The sequence below is a fragment of the Culturomica sp. genome (assembly GCF_003524185.1).
Lineage (GTDB): Bacteria > Bacteroidota > Bacteroidia > Bacteroidales > Marinifilaceae > Culturomica > Culturomica massiliensis.
This window is the reverse complement of the sequence record NZ_DOED01000039.1, coordinates 26,461-43,028: the sequence shown is the minus strand read 5'-3', so window position 1 is coordinate 43,028 and position 16,568 is coordinate 26,461. Positions and strand designations below refer to the sequence as shown.

The 16,568-nt window shown below is 42.9% G+C and carries 16 protein-coding genes; 13 read left to right on the top strand and 3 right to left on the bottom strand.

The genetic code is table 11. The annotated features are described in order from the left end of the window. Positions 1-21 precede the first annotated feature (21 nt). Complete coding sequence (locus DD657_RS13355) at positions 22-567, bottom strand: cupin domain-containing protein (protein WP_287050339.1); 546 nt, start codon at positions 565-567, stop codon at positions 22-24. Between the two features lie 916 nt (positions 568-1,483). Between DD657_RS13355 and DD657_RS13350 the strand changes: the two genes are divergently transcribed. From DD657_RS13350 to DD657_RS13315, 8 genes are all read left to right on the top strand, one after another. Then, on the top strand, positions 1,484-2,164 hold the full coding sequence (locus DD657_RS13350; RefSeq protein ID WP_287050337.1) for a hypothetical protein: 681 nt from the start codon (positions 1,484-1,486) through the stop codon (positions 2,162-2,164). A 222-nt stretch (positions 2,165-2,386) separates the two neighbouring features. Next, positions 2,387-2,755, top strand: a complete 369-nt coding sequence (locus tag DD657_RS13345) for a 3TM-type holin (RefSeq protein WP_287050335.1) — start codon at positions 2,387-2,389, stop codon at positions 2,753-2,755. Then, the gene (locus DD657_RS13340) at positions 2,734-3,333 is read left to right on the top strand and encodes an N-acetylmuramoyl-L-alanine amidase (RefSeq protein WP_287050333.1); all 600 of its coding nucleotides are present in this window, start codon (positions 2,734-2,736) and stop codon (positions 3,331-3,333) included. The genes DD657_RS13345 and DD657_RS13340 overlap by 22 nt, the downstream gene beginning before the upstream one ends. 41 nt (positions 3,334-3,374) lie before the next feature. Next, a complete protein-coding gene (locus DD657_RS13335) occupies positions 3,375-4,016 on the top strand; it encodes a DUF6266 family protein (RefSeq protein WP_287050331.1) in 642 nt (213 codons plus the stop codon). A gap of 169 nt (positions 4,017-4,185) precedes the next feature. After that, entirely contained in the window at positions 4,186-4,824 is a 639-nt protein-coding gene (locus tag DD657_RS13330) for a DUF6266 family protein (RefSeq protein WP_287050329.1), read from the top strand. A gap of 10 nt (positions 4,825-4,834) precedes the next feature. Then, complete coding sequence (locus DD657_RS13325; protein ID WP_287050326.1) at positions 4,835-5,020, top strand: hypothetical protein; 186 nt, start codon at positions 4,835-4,837, stop codon at positions 5,018-5,020. Between the two features lie 350 nt (positions 5,021-5,370). After that, complete coding sequence (locus DD657_RS13320) at positions 5,371-7,287, top strand: DNA cytosine methyltransferase (protein WP_287050323.1); 1,917 nt, start codon at positions 5,371-5,373, stop codon at positions 7,285-7,287. Then, positions 7,287-8,459, top strand: a complete 1,173-nt coding sequence (locus DD657_RS13315) for an MvaI/BcnI family restriction endonuclease (RefSeq protein WP_287050320.1) — start codon at positions 7,287-7,289, stop codon at positions 8,457-8,459. The genes DD657_RS13320 and DD657_RS13315 overlap by 1 nt, the downstream gene beginning before the upstream one ends. On the opposite strand, the gene DD657_RS13310 is transcribed toward DD657_RS13315, so the two are convergent. After that, positions 8,392-8,925 (bottom strand): very short patch repair endonuclease, encoded by a 534-nt coding sequence (locus DD657_RS13310; protein WP_287050317.1) that lies wholly within the window; start codon positions 8,923-8,925, stop codon positions 8,392-8,394. The genes DD657_RS13315 and DD657_RS13310 overlap by 68 nt on opposite strands. A gap of 223 nt (positions 8,926-9,148) precedes the next feature. Between DD657_RS13310 and DD657_RS13305 the strand changes: the two genes are divergently transcribed. The 3 genes from DD657_RS13305 to DD657_RS13295 all read left to right on the top strand — a co-directional run bounded on the left by DD657_RS13305 (position 9,149) and on the right by DD657_RS13295 (position 11,686). Further along, positions 9,149-10,276 (top strand): hypothetical protein, encoded by a 1,128-nt coding sequence (locus DD657_RS13305; RefSeq protein ID WP_287050314.1) that lies wholly within the window; start codon positions 9,149-9,151, stop codon positions 10,274-10,276. A 162-nt stretch (positions 10,277-10,438) separates the two neighbouring features. Beyond that, a complete protein-coding gene (locus DD657_RS13300) occupies positions 10,439-11,356 on the top strand; it encodes a competence protein CoiA family protein (protein WP_287050312.1) in 918 nt (305 codons plus the stop codon). A 78-nt stretch (positions 11,357-11,434) separates the two neighbouring features. Further along, positions 11,435-11,686 (top strand): hypothetical protein, encoded by a 252-nt coding sequence (locus DD657_RS13295; protein ID WP_287050310.1) that lies wholly within the window; start codon positions 11,435-11,437, stop codon positions 11,684-11,686. A 584-nt stretch (positions 11,687-12,270) separates the two neighbouring features. Here DD657_RS13295 and DD657_RS13290 read toward each other — a convergent pair. Continuing rightward, positions 12,271-12,501 carry a helix-turn-helix domain-containing protein gene (locus DD657_RS13290; protein WP_287050308.1) on the bottom strand — a complete coding sequence of 77 codons (231 nt, stop codon included), beginning with the start codon at positions 12,499-12,501 and terminating at the stop codon, positions 12,271-12,273. Positions 12,502-12,674: 173 nt separating this feature from the next. On the opposite strand from DD657_RS13290, the gene DD657_RS13285 reads away from it, so the two are divergent. Both DD657_RS13285 and DD657_RS13280 read left to right on the top strand, forming a co-directional pair. Continuing rightward, entirely contained in the window at positions 12,675-12,896 is a 222-nt protein-coding gene (locus tag DD657_RS13285; RefSeq protein WP_287050307.1) for a hypothetical protein, read from the top strand. 408 nt (positions 12,897-13,304) lie between these two features. Then, on the top strand, positions 13,305-16,565 hold the full coding sequence (locus DD657_RS13280; protein ID WP_287050305.1) for a SusC/RagA family TonB-linked outer membrane protein: 3,261 nt from the start codon (positions 13,305-13,307) through the stop codon (positions 16,563-16,565). The last annotated feature ends 3 nt before the right edge of the window (positions 16,566-16,568 follow it).

The window sequence follows — 16,568 nt, the reverse complement described above, 5'->3', positions numbered from 1 at the left end:
AATCTTCTGAACGTCGGCAAACTACACCTCTTCATATTTCAGCCCTTTCAGTGCATCGTCCGAATAGATATGCAGGCTGTGGGCGGTTTCGCTCAGGCAGGTAATACGGTGGATGTGGTTGGTAAATTTTCCGGCTTCGCCGATGGCGTAGAGCCCCGATTGTCCGGTGATATGGAGTTGTTGTACGGGGTGGGCGCCTGTTCCGCGGGGTTCGAATATTTCCACCAAAAACTCGCCGTCGGCAAACGTGTATCCGGCAAACTGCGGGTGGCTGTGAATGGCTGTCCGGTTGCCCTTTTTCCAGCACATCACAATGGCTTCCCATCCTGTTCCGGCATCCCTGCCGATATAGTCCCTCACATACGTTTCGTCCGAAAACCGGTTAAACCCGCCCAGGTCGTGTTCCTCCACAAATCCCAGGGCATACGTTTTAATCTGTTCTCCCAGGAGGGCGCCTATCTCTTTACCGTTCACCAGTTGCAACAGCCCTTCCATAAACCCTCCGTATCCGTTGCTCACCACCCGTTCGCCCCCGAAATCTTCCGCCAATGTTTTGTTTGTTTCCATAGATTCTGTTTTTTGTAAAATTACTCCGATTCCACTTTCCTTACAGGTGTATTAATACCTATTTCCCGGGGAGACAAATGCGGATTTTCAAATGCGGAGAGATTTTGTTTGTTGGTGCAAAAACGGTAAAAAGGGATTTTATGTTATATAGAGTTTAAATTTCTTTTGGGGTGGTAATTGTTTTTTCTGTAACTTGTAAAAGCATGCAAAAAATTCTACGCGTCGTGTTGAAATGTTTAACAATTTAATTTTTCCAGTTATGAAAAAAAAGATGTTTGTAGGTTTAGTCGTTATTTTTCTGTCGTTGACTGGTTTTACACTCGAGTCCTCAAGTGAACTTGTAACAGTCAGTGGTTTTTGCCGCAGTGCCGGTGGTTCGGCGATTTCAGGTGTTAACATTTCTATGCAGAACATATCGACCGGAGATGTTTATTCAGCCTCCAGCGATAATTTGGGCTTTTACACTGCGGAGGTAGATGCAAATTCTACTTTTAATTGTACATACACTTGGGGTACAATAACAAAGCAGGTTCGGAATAGTTCCGGGAGTTCCAGTACTTCGTTTCAAGATGTTATTTTCTGAATTTTTTAATTAAGGGTGGTTTAAGCCACCCTTTTAATGTGGTAATCCTACGTTTTCATTCTGCTATAATTTTGAAATTAAGGGGATTTTACACTGAGTGTCGTTTGGAAGGTTGTACAAAAATAGGAGGGTGCCAGAGGCACTTTTTTTATATCTGTAGATTAGGCAACCTTCGCTGTGCGTATACTTATGGTTATATATACAACGTTACAGGAACGGTATTGCTCCGGTATAAGAACGGTCTCCGCCGGAGTTGTACCGGAGTTATACCGGAGTTGTACCGGAGTTAATAAGGCGAATCCCCGGCGAATCTCCGGTTAATCCTATGCGGGAATGTTACTGAAAGCTTTTGATAAATATATCACCGAATTGATGTATGCAGAAGTCTATTTTCCTTCGGCCGGAAATATGCGTGCTTGCGTGTTCAATCGTTTCAGGAGCAGACGGCAATATATTTATTCGTGGTTACAGCTTTCGCAGCAGGTACTCACCGAATTGAATAAAACCGGCCTTCCTTGCCACCATTGGCAGTATGTGACGGTCAGGTTGCAGGAAGCCGGAAAGAATTTCATATCTGAAAACGGGCGGGTAGTATTACATCGCAATATACTTGTTTATCGGTGTGGTGTCGCGGTCGGTGTGGCTGAGCTTGACGTACAATCGCGTCATATTCTGGCGGCTTATCTGTCAGTGCAATATTCCGCATGGGTGGAAATGTGCAGTTTATGCGAATCTTTTTTTTCAGTTTACCGGGGAAATTATTTATGGCAGGGGAAGGAAATCGAACTGCTTGAATTGTGTGATGCCCTTTGGGTGTCAGAGCGTGTACGTCCTTTGGCTGCGGAAAGAACAAAGAAACAGTATTTCCGGCGGCTGTTCGGTTTTTTCAATCTTCCCCTTCCCGACGATCCCTGCCACCGTCTCGGCGAAATTAGTTTGAGGGCCCGGCCTGATTTATTCCTTTCGTGGCTTCGTGACAATTATCTTGTTTACTGGGAAGACCGGGAGGTCTGAAACTGTCAGTTTTTTTCTTTTTTTTCAAAAATCAGTCCTTTATTATGTTTCTTGTTATCGGGGATTGTTTGTATAAAATATTTATAGATAGTGTGTTGCAAAATAGAATAATGTTTTTTACAAATTCGGACAGGACTATAGTCCGATAGGATGGAGGTTGTTGTAATTTACCGTACAGATAAAAATCCCGGGAAATTGGTTAATCATTAAAATCAGGAAATTATGAAACTATTATCAGGATTGGTTGGGGAGATCGGCTCGGTAATCAGTACTTTGTCGGTTTCTTCCAAAGAGAAAAAACAGATCGAAGCCGATCTTATTGCGGCGGTTTGCCGTCAGGAAGAAGAGTTGAGCCGTAGCCGTTCGGCGATCATCCGGGCTGAAGCCGGGGGAAATTGGTTGCAGCGTTCGTGGCGGCCTGTCGTTATGCTTGTTTTTGCGGCTATCGTATTGGTCGGCACTTTTTTCGATCTTCCGATATTGGCCGATACTTCCCGGTTCTGGGATTTGTTGGAAATCGGTATCGGCGGTTACGTCGTTGGGCGGAGTGCTGAAAAAATCACCGGCCATTGGAAGGGAGGCCGCAAATGAAGATCGAGGCCCATCGTTTAACCGGCTGCGGGGTTGAATATCTCCATTGTGCTAAATGCAGCCGTTTGATGGAGATAGTCGATACCATTGTGCTGCATTCTACCGACGGGGCTAATGCCATGTCGTCAGCCCGTTATCTGGCGCGTAGCGATACGTCGGTTTCCGCCCATCTTGTCGTAGCCCGTAGCGGTCATGTTATCCAGCTTTTGCCTTTTAATGTCCGGGCGTGGCATGCCGGAATTAGTGAACACAAAGGACGACGGGGGCTGAATGATTTTTCTGTCGGCATCGAAATCGATAATGCCGGACGGCTTCACCGCCGGGGCAACCGTTTTTTTTCGTGGTTTAACAAAGAGTACCCGCCGGGAGAAGTATTTACTACGGTAGAGAACGGTCATGCGGCCTATTACCATCGTTACACCAATGCACAGGTCGGCATGGTGGCCGGGATTTGTGCGTTGCTTCGTAAACGCTATCTGATTCGCTGGCTTTTGCGTCATTCGGATGTTACATTCCGTAAAATCGATCCCGGGCCGGCTTTCCCTTTTGATGATGTAAAATATATGTCAGGATTTTAGGGCATTTAAAAATGTAAGTTAATAGATTTAATACCACGACAATGGCACATATTAAAAACGGCTTGTTTACACAGATGAAAGGAAGGTTGCGCGATTTGATATTTTTTAACCGGAGAGGCCATACGTATGCCCGTAGCCGTCCGAAAGAAATGTCGAATCCGAATACTCCGTTGCAACGGTTACAGCGTAACCGGATGAGGGATGTCGTTGCCTTCTATATGGTTGTGCGTCAGAGTCCGTTGCTCGTCGTCTGGCAACGGGCCGGGAATGAAAGGGGAATGTCACGGATGAATCTTTTTGTAAAGTTGAATATTGCGGCTTTTGACGGAAACGGTCGGGTAACTGATTATGAAAAATTGCATTTTAGTTACGGTTCTTTACCGCAGGGCGACTGTTTCCGGGCGGTTTGGCAGCCTTCGGACGGCACCATCGGAATCAGTTGGGACAATGCGACGTTGCTTAATGAAAAACGTTATGCCGACCGTTTTATGGCAGTCGTATTGTATGAGGACGACGGATTTACGGTGTTTGCAGGCGGGGAAGGTTACAACAGGCGCGATGGCCGGGCTTGTCTTCGTCTGCCGGAAGGCTGTTTGCCCCCGGCCGGTGTTTATTGCTTTTTTGCTTCCTCCGGCTGTAGGGCATATTCCGGCGATGTTTATTGCCGTTTGGGTCCTGAATGATATATAAATATATCGGTAATAATTACTGAAAGGGCGTATAGGATATAAGAAACTCTACCGGAGAGAATAATCCGCTCAACCGTATTCCGCTCCTGCGGGATACCTGTGAAAATTTCCGTAGTGGGATTACTTTGATAAAATAGGGTAGTAATGTTTAAAACTTTTTATTATGGCTATATTCAGGTCTTTTTTGTTGGGTGATGTGAAAAAATCAGTAGCAAACCTGACGATGTATATTGCAAAGGGGGTAAGCATTGTAAGGGGAAAACCCCTCAATGTCCACAATCCCCGCACCGACAAGCAACGGGTTCAGCGGGCTAAAATGAAGGCGTTGGTCGGATTGGTCAGTGGCTTCGGGCCGGCGCTTCCGGTGGGTTATCCTCAGGTAACGGGTCTTGTCAGCGCTAATAACCGCTTTGTGCAGGATAACATGGAGGCTGTGACGGTCGGTGATGCTTTCAAAGCCACTGTCGATTTTACAAAACTGGTATGTTCGTCCGGACGGTTGAAAGTGCCGAAAGTGACGGTAAGTTTTAATGAATCCGGGCGGCAGTTTGTTTTCACGCAGGCGGTGCAGCAACAAACACTAACTTGTAATCCGGCGGATATTGCCTGGGTTGTGGTGTACGAAAAAGTACAGTGCGAATCCGAGGTTTATCCCTTGAAATCCCGCAAAGAGGGCGGGGAAGTTACGGCCGGCATGCCGGAGGATTGGGCGATCGGCAATTGCGAATTCTACACCTTTGCCCGGAATCCGGAGGGGACACAGGTCTCTCGCACTTCTTACCTGCCATTGACTACAGTCTGAATCTCGCGTTATGGACAGGTTGGTTAATTTTATAACGGGTTGGCTGTCCACCTTTGGCATGAGCAGTGCTATCGGCGGACAGGGCATGGAACTTTGGCGGGAAAACCTGCTTAGCTTGATCGGAGGCATTTGTAGTGCCATCATCATCGCCTGGCTCCGTTGGCGCTGGGAACACCGTGACCGGCAGGATACGTGAGCATAGTGGAATCCTATTGTTTAATCCTCCCTGACAATAAAGGTCGGGGAGGTTGTTGCATTAGGTTATATAAATAACTTCAAGTTTAATTTTTAATAAGGTGGAAGAATTAGTGTTGGCTTGTTTCTAAAACTAAAAGAATATTCTTATATTTTTAGGTATTAATTGTGTGAATTTAATTAATGTGTATGGTGCTAGGTTAGATGATTAATAATATAAAAATGTTTATCTTTGGAGGGGCGTTCATTTTAGGGATAATGTTTGTTGATTATAAAGTTTCAAAATGGAGGAAACTATGGGGTCCCAGCCTAATATTATGGTTATATCTTAAATTTTGTTTGAATTAATTGATGGAGGAAATTGTTTTAATGGAAAATTCTGTTGTAAAGGATGGTGTTGGAAGTGGCATTCCGGTAACTTTTGTGGATCTTTTTGCTGGGGCGGGAGGTTTTAGTGAAGGTTTTTTACAGGCTAGTTATTCCCGTAAATATTTTAAATTTTTATTGGCAAGTGATATAAATGAAAATTGTGAATTAACACATATTGTACGGTATAATAAGCAATTAGGACTAGATGTCAAATTTTTGAGGCAAGATATTACAGAAACGGATTTCTTAGTCAAGTTATTGGCAGATTTAGATGGGCAAAAGGTTGATGTTCTGTGTGGAGGGCCTCCTTGCCAGAGCTTTAGTCTTGCAGGCAAAAGGAGAAAATATGACAAAAAAGATGATCTATTTAGCCATTATTTGGAAGTAATCAAGGTACTACAACCGAAATATTTTGTAATGGAAAATGTAAAAGGGATTTTAACCAAAGAGGGGGGGAAAATCAAAGAGATGATAATTAATAAGATAAACTCTATTGTAGATATAAAAGTTGTGGGAAGATTGTTGGATTTCATAAGTAAGAATAAGGAGGGTATGCATATGGATGGGTTTATTGTAGATTGCTTGGTTAAGAAGATAAATATTGAACGGTTAACTGGTCCAGATGTGGAAAAGGGTAAGGAACTCTATATTAAAGCAGTTGGATTGCGTTTTAAGCAATTGACTCCCAAGATTGTAGCTTATAAGGAAAGTAAGACAGATTGCCGTATTAACACAATAAGGCATGGGTTCTCTTTGTTGGGACGCACAAAGGAACTTTTTAGGTTGCAAAAAGAATTTATCAAGGAGAAAGATCTGTGCAATATTGATAATGATTATTATGTGGATGGGTTCAATGATTTCTTGGATATGTTGGTGCCAGAGGCGATAATTTCCCAAATGGAAAAGGCTTTTAATGACTTGGGGATTGTTGGAGAGTATAAGCAAGAAGTATGGCGTATCATAGAGGCCTTGCATATTTTCATAGGGACTTTTGATGATTGTGTGCGGAAGTTGGAAATTGCGGCGGGGGAAAATATAATTGGGGAATTGGAAAAGCTAATCTCAGGAATTCGGCTTTATAGGATTAAAAAACCTTTTATTGCTAATGCCTCTGATTATGGGGTTCCACAAAACAGGGAAAGGGTGTTATTTATAGGTTGTCGTAAAGATCAACATTTTATAGAAACAATTCCGCCGACAGTCAAAGACAGTGAAAAAGTCAATGTCTTTGAAGCTTTGTATGATTTGGATTTTCTTGGAAATGACGATGAAACTTTGGACTATAAGGCCATTGATCTGGATAGGCAGTATGGAGAAAAGGCGAAAGATATGTATGCTTTGTTGCTGAAGAGAAATGTTGCGGGTAAGCCCTCTGTAAAAGGGAAGTTATTTGCACAATGGGCTAGGGAAGGTAGGCTTGGGGCACGTTATAAAGTCACAGCCCCCTTTTATGTCCGTGATACGATGGCTTTGGCAAATAACCAGTTGAATTACGGCGTATTACATAATCATAAGACTAGTAAGCAAAACGGGGATGTCATAAAACGTTTGGGGATTATTTTGGATAAAGGGGGATATGATGAAGCTCAGGAAAAATTGGTTGCAGAAGGCTTGGCTTCTGATAAACGTAATTATAATGTTTTGAAGGCAGGCTGTTTAAGCCCGACAATCTTGACAATACAGGATGATTATATCCATTATAATGCTCCCCGTTCTTTGACTGTCAGGGAGATGGCTAGGATACAGTCATTTGATGATTCTTTTGTATTCCAAGGGAAACGTTCTACTGGGGGAGAAAAACGCAAAATGGAAATTCCACAATATACTTTAGTCGGCAATGCAGTCCCTCCCTTGATGGCAAAAGCAGTTGCTACGGAATTATTGAAATATATAAAGTGATGAGATCATTGACGAAAACAGAACAAGGACGTTTAGCTTTTTTAACTAGTAAGTCTGTCGCTGTTACTTTAATCCAGCCCACAGGTAATGGTTTAAAAAAATCGATCATGGATGCTACGGCTCCCGTACGTTTATTTTTGAAAAATAATGGGGTACATGATTATGGAATACAGTCGCAAGGTCCAGAAAATAAAGTTAAAGTAGAGTCTTATCTTGTTAGGGAATGGTCAATGGACAAAAGTGTGGCATCATTATATAGGCCTCATACTAAAAAAGGGGACCCACGTATATGGTTTACTGGTTTAAAAAATTATGCAAAGGCTGATGATATATTAGCCATGATGGTATTTGAGGAAAAATTGTATGTAATTAACCTTACGCAACTGCCTGTTGTTGAATTTGTGGAGGGAATATTGGCAACACCATTGAAAGAGGTGGTGGAACAGTTGAGCTATAATGTGAATGCTGTAGCCATAGAGTTATTAAATAAATTGAAATCTTTGGCACATCAGGGTTTTATTTCTTCTCCAGTTGACGCAGATACTGCTGTTGGGCGAGTATTGGAATCAGCCTTGGGTATTCAAATCAATTGTTCAAAAAAGCCTGACTATAAAGGAATAGAACTAAAGGCTTTCAGGGAAAGGAGGACTAACCGTAAAAATTTGTTTGCACAAGTGGCAGACTGGGACTTGAGTAAATTGAAAAGTTCCGAAGAAATATTAGAACATTTTGGTTACAAGAGAGGGAATGAATTTAAATTGTATTGTACAGTTTCTACAATTAAGAAGAATTCCCAAGGGCTTATTTTCCGTATGGACAATAATTTGGCTCAGCTAGTAGAAAATAGTGTTGACATAGGTGATTTTGCCGTGTGGAGACTTGAGAAACTTCATGCCCGGTTGCTTGAAAAGCATAATGAAACATTTTGGATTGCGGCTGAAACGAAGAGGATAGACGGTGTGGAATGTTTCCGTTATAATAAAGTGGAACATACATATAAGCCAATTGTTTCACAATTTGATGTATTATTGGAACAAGGTATGATTACAATGGATCACGTAATAAAACGTTCCCAAGGGAAAGTATGTGAAAAAGGTCCCCTTTTCAAAATCCATCCCCAGTCGTTGAACCTATTATTTCCCCCGAGCAAAGTTTATGATTTGTTAGGTTAATTTTTTTAGCTAAGGAATTCGTTGCTTTGATTTTATAGTCTTCCAAATAGGCTTTATCTAAGAGATCTACAATTCCTTGCATGGTCGTTTGCCGTTGTTTGGGGACTAATTGGCACTCCCATACAACCATTGTGTGCCATCCCATTCCTTTTAATTTTCTCCTGTTACTATTGTCCCTTTCTATGTTCCGGTTGATTTTCTTTTCCCACCATTCTGTCCGGGTTTTAGGAAGATGGGCTATTTTGCAATTTCCATGTCCATGCCAAAAGCAACCGTGAATAAAAATCACAGTCCGGTATTTGGGCAATACTATGTCCGGGGTGCCAGGGAGTTTTTTTACATTTACCCTGAAACGGAGACCTTTACTGAAAAGGTATTTTCTTACCATGATTTCGGGTTTTGTGTTTTGGCTCCTGATTAGGGACATTAGGTAACTCCGTTTTTCTTTGGAATAAATATCTGCCATATTCCTTGTTTGGATGTATCCCAAAGATAAGGAAATTAGTGGAAGTATTGAATAATTTGGTATATTTCTATTGTAATTGTACTTGTTTTTATTTTGTAATGATATAATGCAGTGCGATAGAGGTTGAATAATGATAGATAATATTACTTAATTTTTTATTTATGTAATTATTTATAATTTGATAATAAATTTGTAATTATTTATGGATAAAATTTGCAAACCAATGAATCATATATTTAATAAGAGATTTAACAGGTATGAAGGTGATCTGGAAAATATGTATTTGTCTATTTATGGTCATCAATTTGACATATCTTGTAAATTTAATGCATATATAAAATGTCGGTTGGTTCATAGTATTGATGATTCTGTCATTGAGCCGGATCAAATATTTGTAATGACTTCAGATAAAGGCTTTGTTTGGTTCCAACCTTTTACATTCTTCGCTAATTTGTTGGTGAAAGATGATACTGGAATTCATGTTTTATTATTTGTTGATATTTCTGGTGGACATACAATGAAGATAGTGTTTGATAGTACAGACTGGGTAATGAATTATCTTGATAATTCATCCCTTTTTAAATGTATTGTTTATGGCCCGTCGGGTTTAATGGAATATAGTACAGGTATTGGTTATTTTGAAAATGATATTCCATATTTAAAACTCTATCATCATACGAAGAATGAAGTTAAAGATCTTATTTTGGGAAGCAATAAAATGTTGGCTTCATTTTGGAATATCCAAGGGACAAAAAAAATGAAAAATATTCATTATTGTTATTTTACTTCTTTGGACAAGATTTTAAAACCAATGGATTTGAATCAAATAGCAATGGCTTCTGATGGTATAATTAGATTCTGTGTTGATAATTTTGATTTGCCATTTGTATCTGAAGAAAAAGATTATTCAAAATATCCTGATAAGATTCTGGAGCTTAAAGTTTATAGGGAGAGTACAGTTAATAGAATTGGAACTTTAGAATTTTTTATAGACTCTACAATATTATCTCCAAGGCATTTATGGAAACACATGCCCCAGAATCAGTTATGTTATTACGAAATATGTATGCCGTATATATACAGGATAGGTGTAAAACCCGGAGAGTTTATAAAATTCGGAAATGGAGTAATTAAAAGAACTGCCAATGTTATGGTAATGGATTATCAAATTATTGGCCTTGCTACTAATGTTGATGGGTTGATGGCACCTAATGATGAGGAAAATACTACTTTCATTTTTAAAATGGAGTTGCTTGACAAAAATATGAATATTATTGATTTTTGGTTTAATAATACGAATACTGATCAGTTTAGTAATAAAAATGTTATATTGCAAGAATTTGATAGATAACGGAAATTAGATATACATGGATATTTTAGATTTTTTGTAATTTGGGCTACGAGGTTGGTAAATATTAATGGGAAAAGGAATGGGATTTTGAAAATGGTTTAATGATCAGTATTATATATTCTTTGGTATTTGCAAATTGTCTAAGTAATGTGGAGATAGATTATGAAAAAAGAAATATTATACACAACAGCTCTTGATGAGAATGGACTTTTAATTTTTATAGATGATGCAGAAAAAAAGAATGAATATTTCTGTCCTTCTTGTGGGCAAAAATTCATATTGAGGAAGAGCGGTAAAACAGGGAAAGGCCACCGTCGGCCGCACTTTGCACATAATGAACTGCAGCCTAATTGCACACCCGAAGGAGTCCTTCATTCTTCATTTAAAAAATTGACAATTGAATTTCTTGAGAAATATATTTCAGAAAATAAGCCTTTAAAGCTAACTTGGAATTGTCGTTTTTGTGACGGAAGTTATTCTGGAAATTTGCTTGCAAAGGCTAAAACTGTAAAAGAAGAATATACAGTTGGGAATTGCAGGCCAGATATTGCGCTTTTAGATAAAAGTGGGAACGTTATCGCAGCAATAGAAATTGTAGTTACTCATAAACCTGAAGAACAGGTATTACAATATTATAATGACAACGGTATTGTTTTAATACAAATAAATCTATTGTCAGAAGAGGATTTGAAAAACATAGGTGAAAAATTATCCAAACCTGATATTGTTGATCTTTGTTTTGTTCATCAATGCTTGGGATATAAGAGTACAAAACTGGAGAGAGAGGTTGTTTCTGATAAAATTAGATGTAAACGTTGTCAAAAAGAAATTTTTCGATTTTATATCAGTATTGGGAGTGTATTTGGTATTTGTCGATCGCATAATTTTACTCAGGAAGAAATATTGCGTGTGAAATCAGAAAAACCAAATGTAAAGGTGAATATAAAAAAATCAAATGAACTACCATTTCAATATCCGATAATGCAATGTGGTTGTATGAAAATCCATTATAGGAGATATAAGGAATCAGGATATTATATGACTAAAAATGGAAATTTCAGGAAAAAAAGACGTTTTTGATAAAGAGAATAAATAACTGGGAAGAATTCCTGCAATATCACTTGGATAAGGTTTTTAAGAAATAAAAATGTATTGATTATGAATGAGAAATTGTTGTTTGAATGTTTTATCGATATTTTGGGGCATAATGTAGGGGTTAAAATTTACAAGGATGAAGATATTTATTCGTTCACATTATCCGATTATTTCCAAGATGAAAGCCAAATGGATGTATATAGGCCGGGCAGTGGCTCTTTTGCCGGTTCATTGGATGGGCTATTTTTTAAAATTAATGCTTATAAAAATCAAATTCGTAAAATTGTAAAAATAGAACATAACGATTTGTTTTAAAGATAAAAGCAGAAATACAAAGGATGACTTTTATTGCAGAGGCTTGAATCGTATTAAAATTTGTTGTAACTTGTGAATGTTAACCCAAATAATCTAGAAATGAAAAGGCCGGAGGTTTAGAAGAGTGCCTCCTGCCTGGGATGGAAAGTGGGGATGATGGCGCAGGTTATCTTTCGCGACTCGCTTGTACAATAGCTTCCCTCCTTATTGATCTGCGCCATATTTTTAAATACGAAACAAAATTTTGGAAGTTAAGGAATTTTTAATATATTTGCAATTATCAATGAATTAAATAGTTACAGTACGAAACAGAAAGTAAGTAATAAATAATGAGAAAACCGTTCCTTTTTCAGAAACGGTTAGAAATATAAAAGTAAAAACTTTTGTCATATTAGACTTGTACTGAAAAATCGCCAATTTTTACACCTTGCAAGTCGATAGACGAATAGTTTCATTCCATTTTGGCGTGGACTATGAATTCTATCAAGTAATGCAAGGTCGGTGTTTGGCGATACCTTCAGTACGTGAAAGATAGTTGAAGTAATTCACGCCTTAATCTTTGTAATAAGTTTTGAATTACTTATCTAATCAATAGGGTATTGAGGAAGTAGATCCCATATAGAGCATTTAAAAACTTTTGCAATTTCATTAAGATGATTTATGCTGTACTTTGCTCCTTTTCGACCACCCTCAATGTCACCTATGTAACCGTGAGATAAATTGATAGCATCAGCAAATTCTCGTTGCTTTATATTTCTATCATTTCTCATTTTTCGGACTTTGTCAATTACGTATTGTTCAATGGCTGTACTCATTATATATGAATTATTTACGTGTGCAATTAAGGTATTTTTATGCCTACAATGGTCGTAAATAGCGAGCAAAGAGTGGGAATGATAAAATTTGTAAGTATAGAACAGGAAACTAGTAAGTTATAGAGGAAATTTAAGTCAAATCAATTTATTGATTAACCATAAGAACTAAATCAATGACTAATAACAAAAAGCCTAAAATCAAAACACGTCGTCCTGTCCGTCGCCGGCGGATCATAAGAGGACAACGGCTACTTTACGGAAGCTGTGATTATGAACTATGCCTCCGGCTGATGGGGTGGTGGATGCGGGGCAAAGGGTTTTGCCCGGGCGACAGGATTGTGATCGGTGTGGAACTGGGGCGGCTGTCGGTCTACAAGGAAGAAGCGATACAATAGTAACTTATACGGGCGGCGCCTGTTGCGGGCTGCACATGGCCTTGCCTGTGGCCTTGCTGCGGCAACCTGGCCGTGGACAGGGCCGCCCGTTAACCCTGAACAAAGAAAGGAGGTGGGTTGATTTACGATTTTAGATTTATGGTTTTTGATTGGGTGCGTAAGCCGGTAATTGAAATATTGTAGATTTAAAATTGAAGTTGGCGCTAAGCGTTCCTATAGGGACGGAATCGTAAATCTGAAATCAAAAATCGTAAATAGTATAAGGGATTTTAAATTAAGCCCGGCGGGGCAGATTATTGTCCGCCGGCAGGCAGTACTCAAAAAGGGAGGGCTAACCAAAGTTTGACCGCCGCGGTTAGCTTCTCCCCACCCATTAACATTATTTCTAACATTAACCATTACAAAGCTATGAAAAAAAACGAACGTAGCCTATGGTTTGCCGTCCTTAAACGGCGGCTGACATGCATCCTTTTCCTTTTATCGGTGTTTTTTATCCTGCCGGGACCTTTAACGGCGGGCTTGCCCCAATCACAAACCTACCTTGTCACGGGTAAGGTGACCGACGAAAAGGGCATCCCCCTTCCGGGCGTGACGATCCGTTACGGCAACGCGGGTGCCGCCACTGACAACGGGGGGGCTTTTGCCCTCCGGCTGCCCGGGGAACGCGGGCGCCTTACCTTTTCCTGCATCGGCTACCGTACGGTGACGCTTGACTACCGCGCGGGCGTCCCGCTTGCCGTAACACTCACCGAAAGCACGGAGGAACTGGAGGAGGTGCAGGTAATCGCTTACGGGACACAGCGTAAGGACTTGACGGTAACTTCCATCGCAACCGTCAAGTCCGACGGGCTGAAGGACAATACCTATTCGAACCCTGTCGATAAAATCCAGGGGGCAGTGGCAGGGGTGGACATTATCAAGCCCACGGGAGCGCCGGGTTCATCCGGTAATATCCGTATCCGTGGTGAAAACAGCATTTCCATCGAATCGGGGCGGGTGGGCAGCGCGCCCCTTTACGTGATCGACGGTATCCCGGTGGAGATGAAGGCGGGCCGCCTTTCGGGCGACGACCCCCTGTCTGCGGTGGCCTCTTCGGATATCGAGCGCATCGACATCCTGAAGGATGCGGCTTCTTGTGCCATGTACGGCTCGCGCGCGGCTAACGGAGTGGTGCTTATCACTACCCGGCAGGGGCTTCTTAACTCCCGCTTCCGGGTGACGGCCTCGGTGTCCCATTCCCTTTCGTTCACTTCCGCGCTGCCCGTCTTCACAGCCGGCAACCGCGAACGCCGTTTCCGTATGGAAGCCCTGCGCAATTACAGCGAGTCGTATTACGACCCGGCAACCAATTCGTATAAATATGTCGGTTCTTACCGCGAATCGTATGACCGTTGGCTGCATTACGATTATTTCTGGAATCAGGGCTTCGGGGCGGACCTGCCGGCCTACCAGGACAGTTTGAACCCGTTTTACAACAACCGTACCGACCTTTTCCGTTATTATTTCCGCACGGCACGGGTTACGGATGCCAGCCTGCGTTTTTCGGGCGGGGGCGCTGCCGTGGCATACAATATCGGGCTGGGCTATTTCGGGGAAAAGGGAGTGCTGAGGAATACGGGCTTTACCCGGGTAAGCCTGCTGTCGAACCTCTACTTGAAACCCAATGCCCGTTTTGCGGGCAACCTTCGTTTCTACCTTGCCCGGACGTCCAAAGACCGCGCCGGCAAAGGGCGGGATATGTTTAATTTTGCGGATGCGGGCAGCGGGCTGGAGACCATCCCTGATGCCGTCATGGGTTATTCCACCCTGCTGCCGGGCCCGGGTTCGGCAGCCTTCCGGGAGATGCTGCGGCGTTACGATGCCGCGAAGGAGGTGAATGAGAGCTACACCCTGCGTGTGAATTTCGACGGGCGCTACATGGTATTGCCCGGCCTGGAAGTGAAAAGCCTGTTTTCTGCCGGTTATGTCCAGTACAACAAGAACCTTTCGTTACCCGCCTCCCTGGACGATAAAGGACTGTCGTATTCGGGCGGTTCGGTGGAGAGGCAGCTTTCACTGCTGAATGAAAATCAGTTGTCGTACAGCGCTGGCTTCGGTTCCGGCCACGACCTCGGGATACTGGCCGGTATTTCCTTCCAGACGGATGAGATGAACAGCCTGCATGGCTTCGGGAAGGGGGCCGCGAGCAGTTTGGTGCATTATGTGCCGTGGACAGGGAAAGCCTACGACCCTGTCAGGAACATCCAACTGAAAGACTATGTGTCCGACCGGGAGAAAAGCGCCTTGGTAAGCCTTTACGGGCGCATTTCCTATAATTACAAGGGGCGCTATATGGTGGAGGCGGCTTTCCGCCGTGACGGCTCGTCGCGTTTCGGCCGTGATGTCCGGTGGGGTGACTTCCCCTCCGTGGCTGTCGGGTATAATTTTGTCCGGGAACCTTTTATGGAGGGTGTGCGGGGTGTTTTACCGGTAGGCAAGCTGCGCCTTTCATACGGGCGTACCGGCCGCCAGTTCGAGGATCCCTACCTTGCCCTTGGCGTGGTAGTCCCTGCGGGGCTAACTTTCCAGGGAGGGCAGGCTATGGCTTACACCTCTTTCCCGAATCCGGTGCTGACATGGGAGAAAACCGACCAATACGATGCGGGGATCGACTTGGGGTTTGCCGGTAACAGGGTGACGCTCACCGCCGACTATTACTACCGTTACACCCACGGCCTGCTTTATCCGGTGCGCATACCCGGGAATTACAGCGGGGTGTCGGTACAGTACCGGAATGCCTTTGCCGTTTCAAACCAGGGGGTAGAACTGGAGGTGAAGGCCGATTTGCTCCGGGAAGGCAAGGTGCAATGGACTGTGGCGTTTAATATTGCCCGCAACTGGAACCGGCTTGAAAAGTCCCAAAAGCAACGGGATTTCCTGAACCCTTACTATCCCGACAATATCAGTGTGGCCGGACGTCCGCTTAACGGTATTTACGTGTTCAGGGATAACGGCATCTACCAGTCGCAGGATGAAGTACCTTGGTATTATATGGACGGCCGCCGGATGTGGTTCGGCAGTACGAACCTGTTTTACCGTCCCGGCGACCGCCGTATCGCCGATGCCGACGGTAATGGGGTGATGGGCGTGCTGCCGCCCAACCAGGACGACCGGGTGTATGCCGGGTCGCCGATCCCGCTGGCTTCGGGAGGCATACAGACTACGCTGAAATGGAAGGGTTTCGACCTGAACCTTTCGCTTCCGTATGTGATCGGGCGCCATGTGCTTTATGCGGGGGCTTCGCTTGCAACCGACCCGAACGCGCCCTCCCCTGTTTATGCCGACCTCGGGCGCGTGACGTTCTGGAAGCATCCGGGTGACCGTGCCGATTATCCGGCCAACCGTATGGACCGCGGGTTGAACAATTTCGCGGTAAACCTGCTTTCCAATGTGTACAGGGTAAGCTATATCAAGCTGAAACAGGCCTCCCTGGGGTATACGCTGCCTGAAAGCCTTTCCCGGCGCCTCGGCTTCGGGGCGCGGGTGTATGTGTCGGGGGAGAACCTCTTTACCCTTACCAACTATCCGGGTCCTGACCCGGAGAGCATCGATCCCGTGTCGGGGGTAGATAATTTCAACAATTACCCGCTGGCTCGGAAAGTGACATTCGGTTTAACCTTAAATTTTTGACTT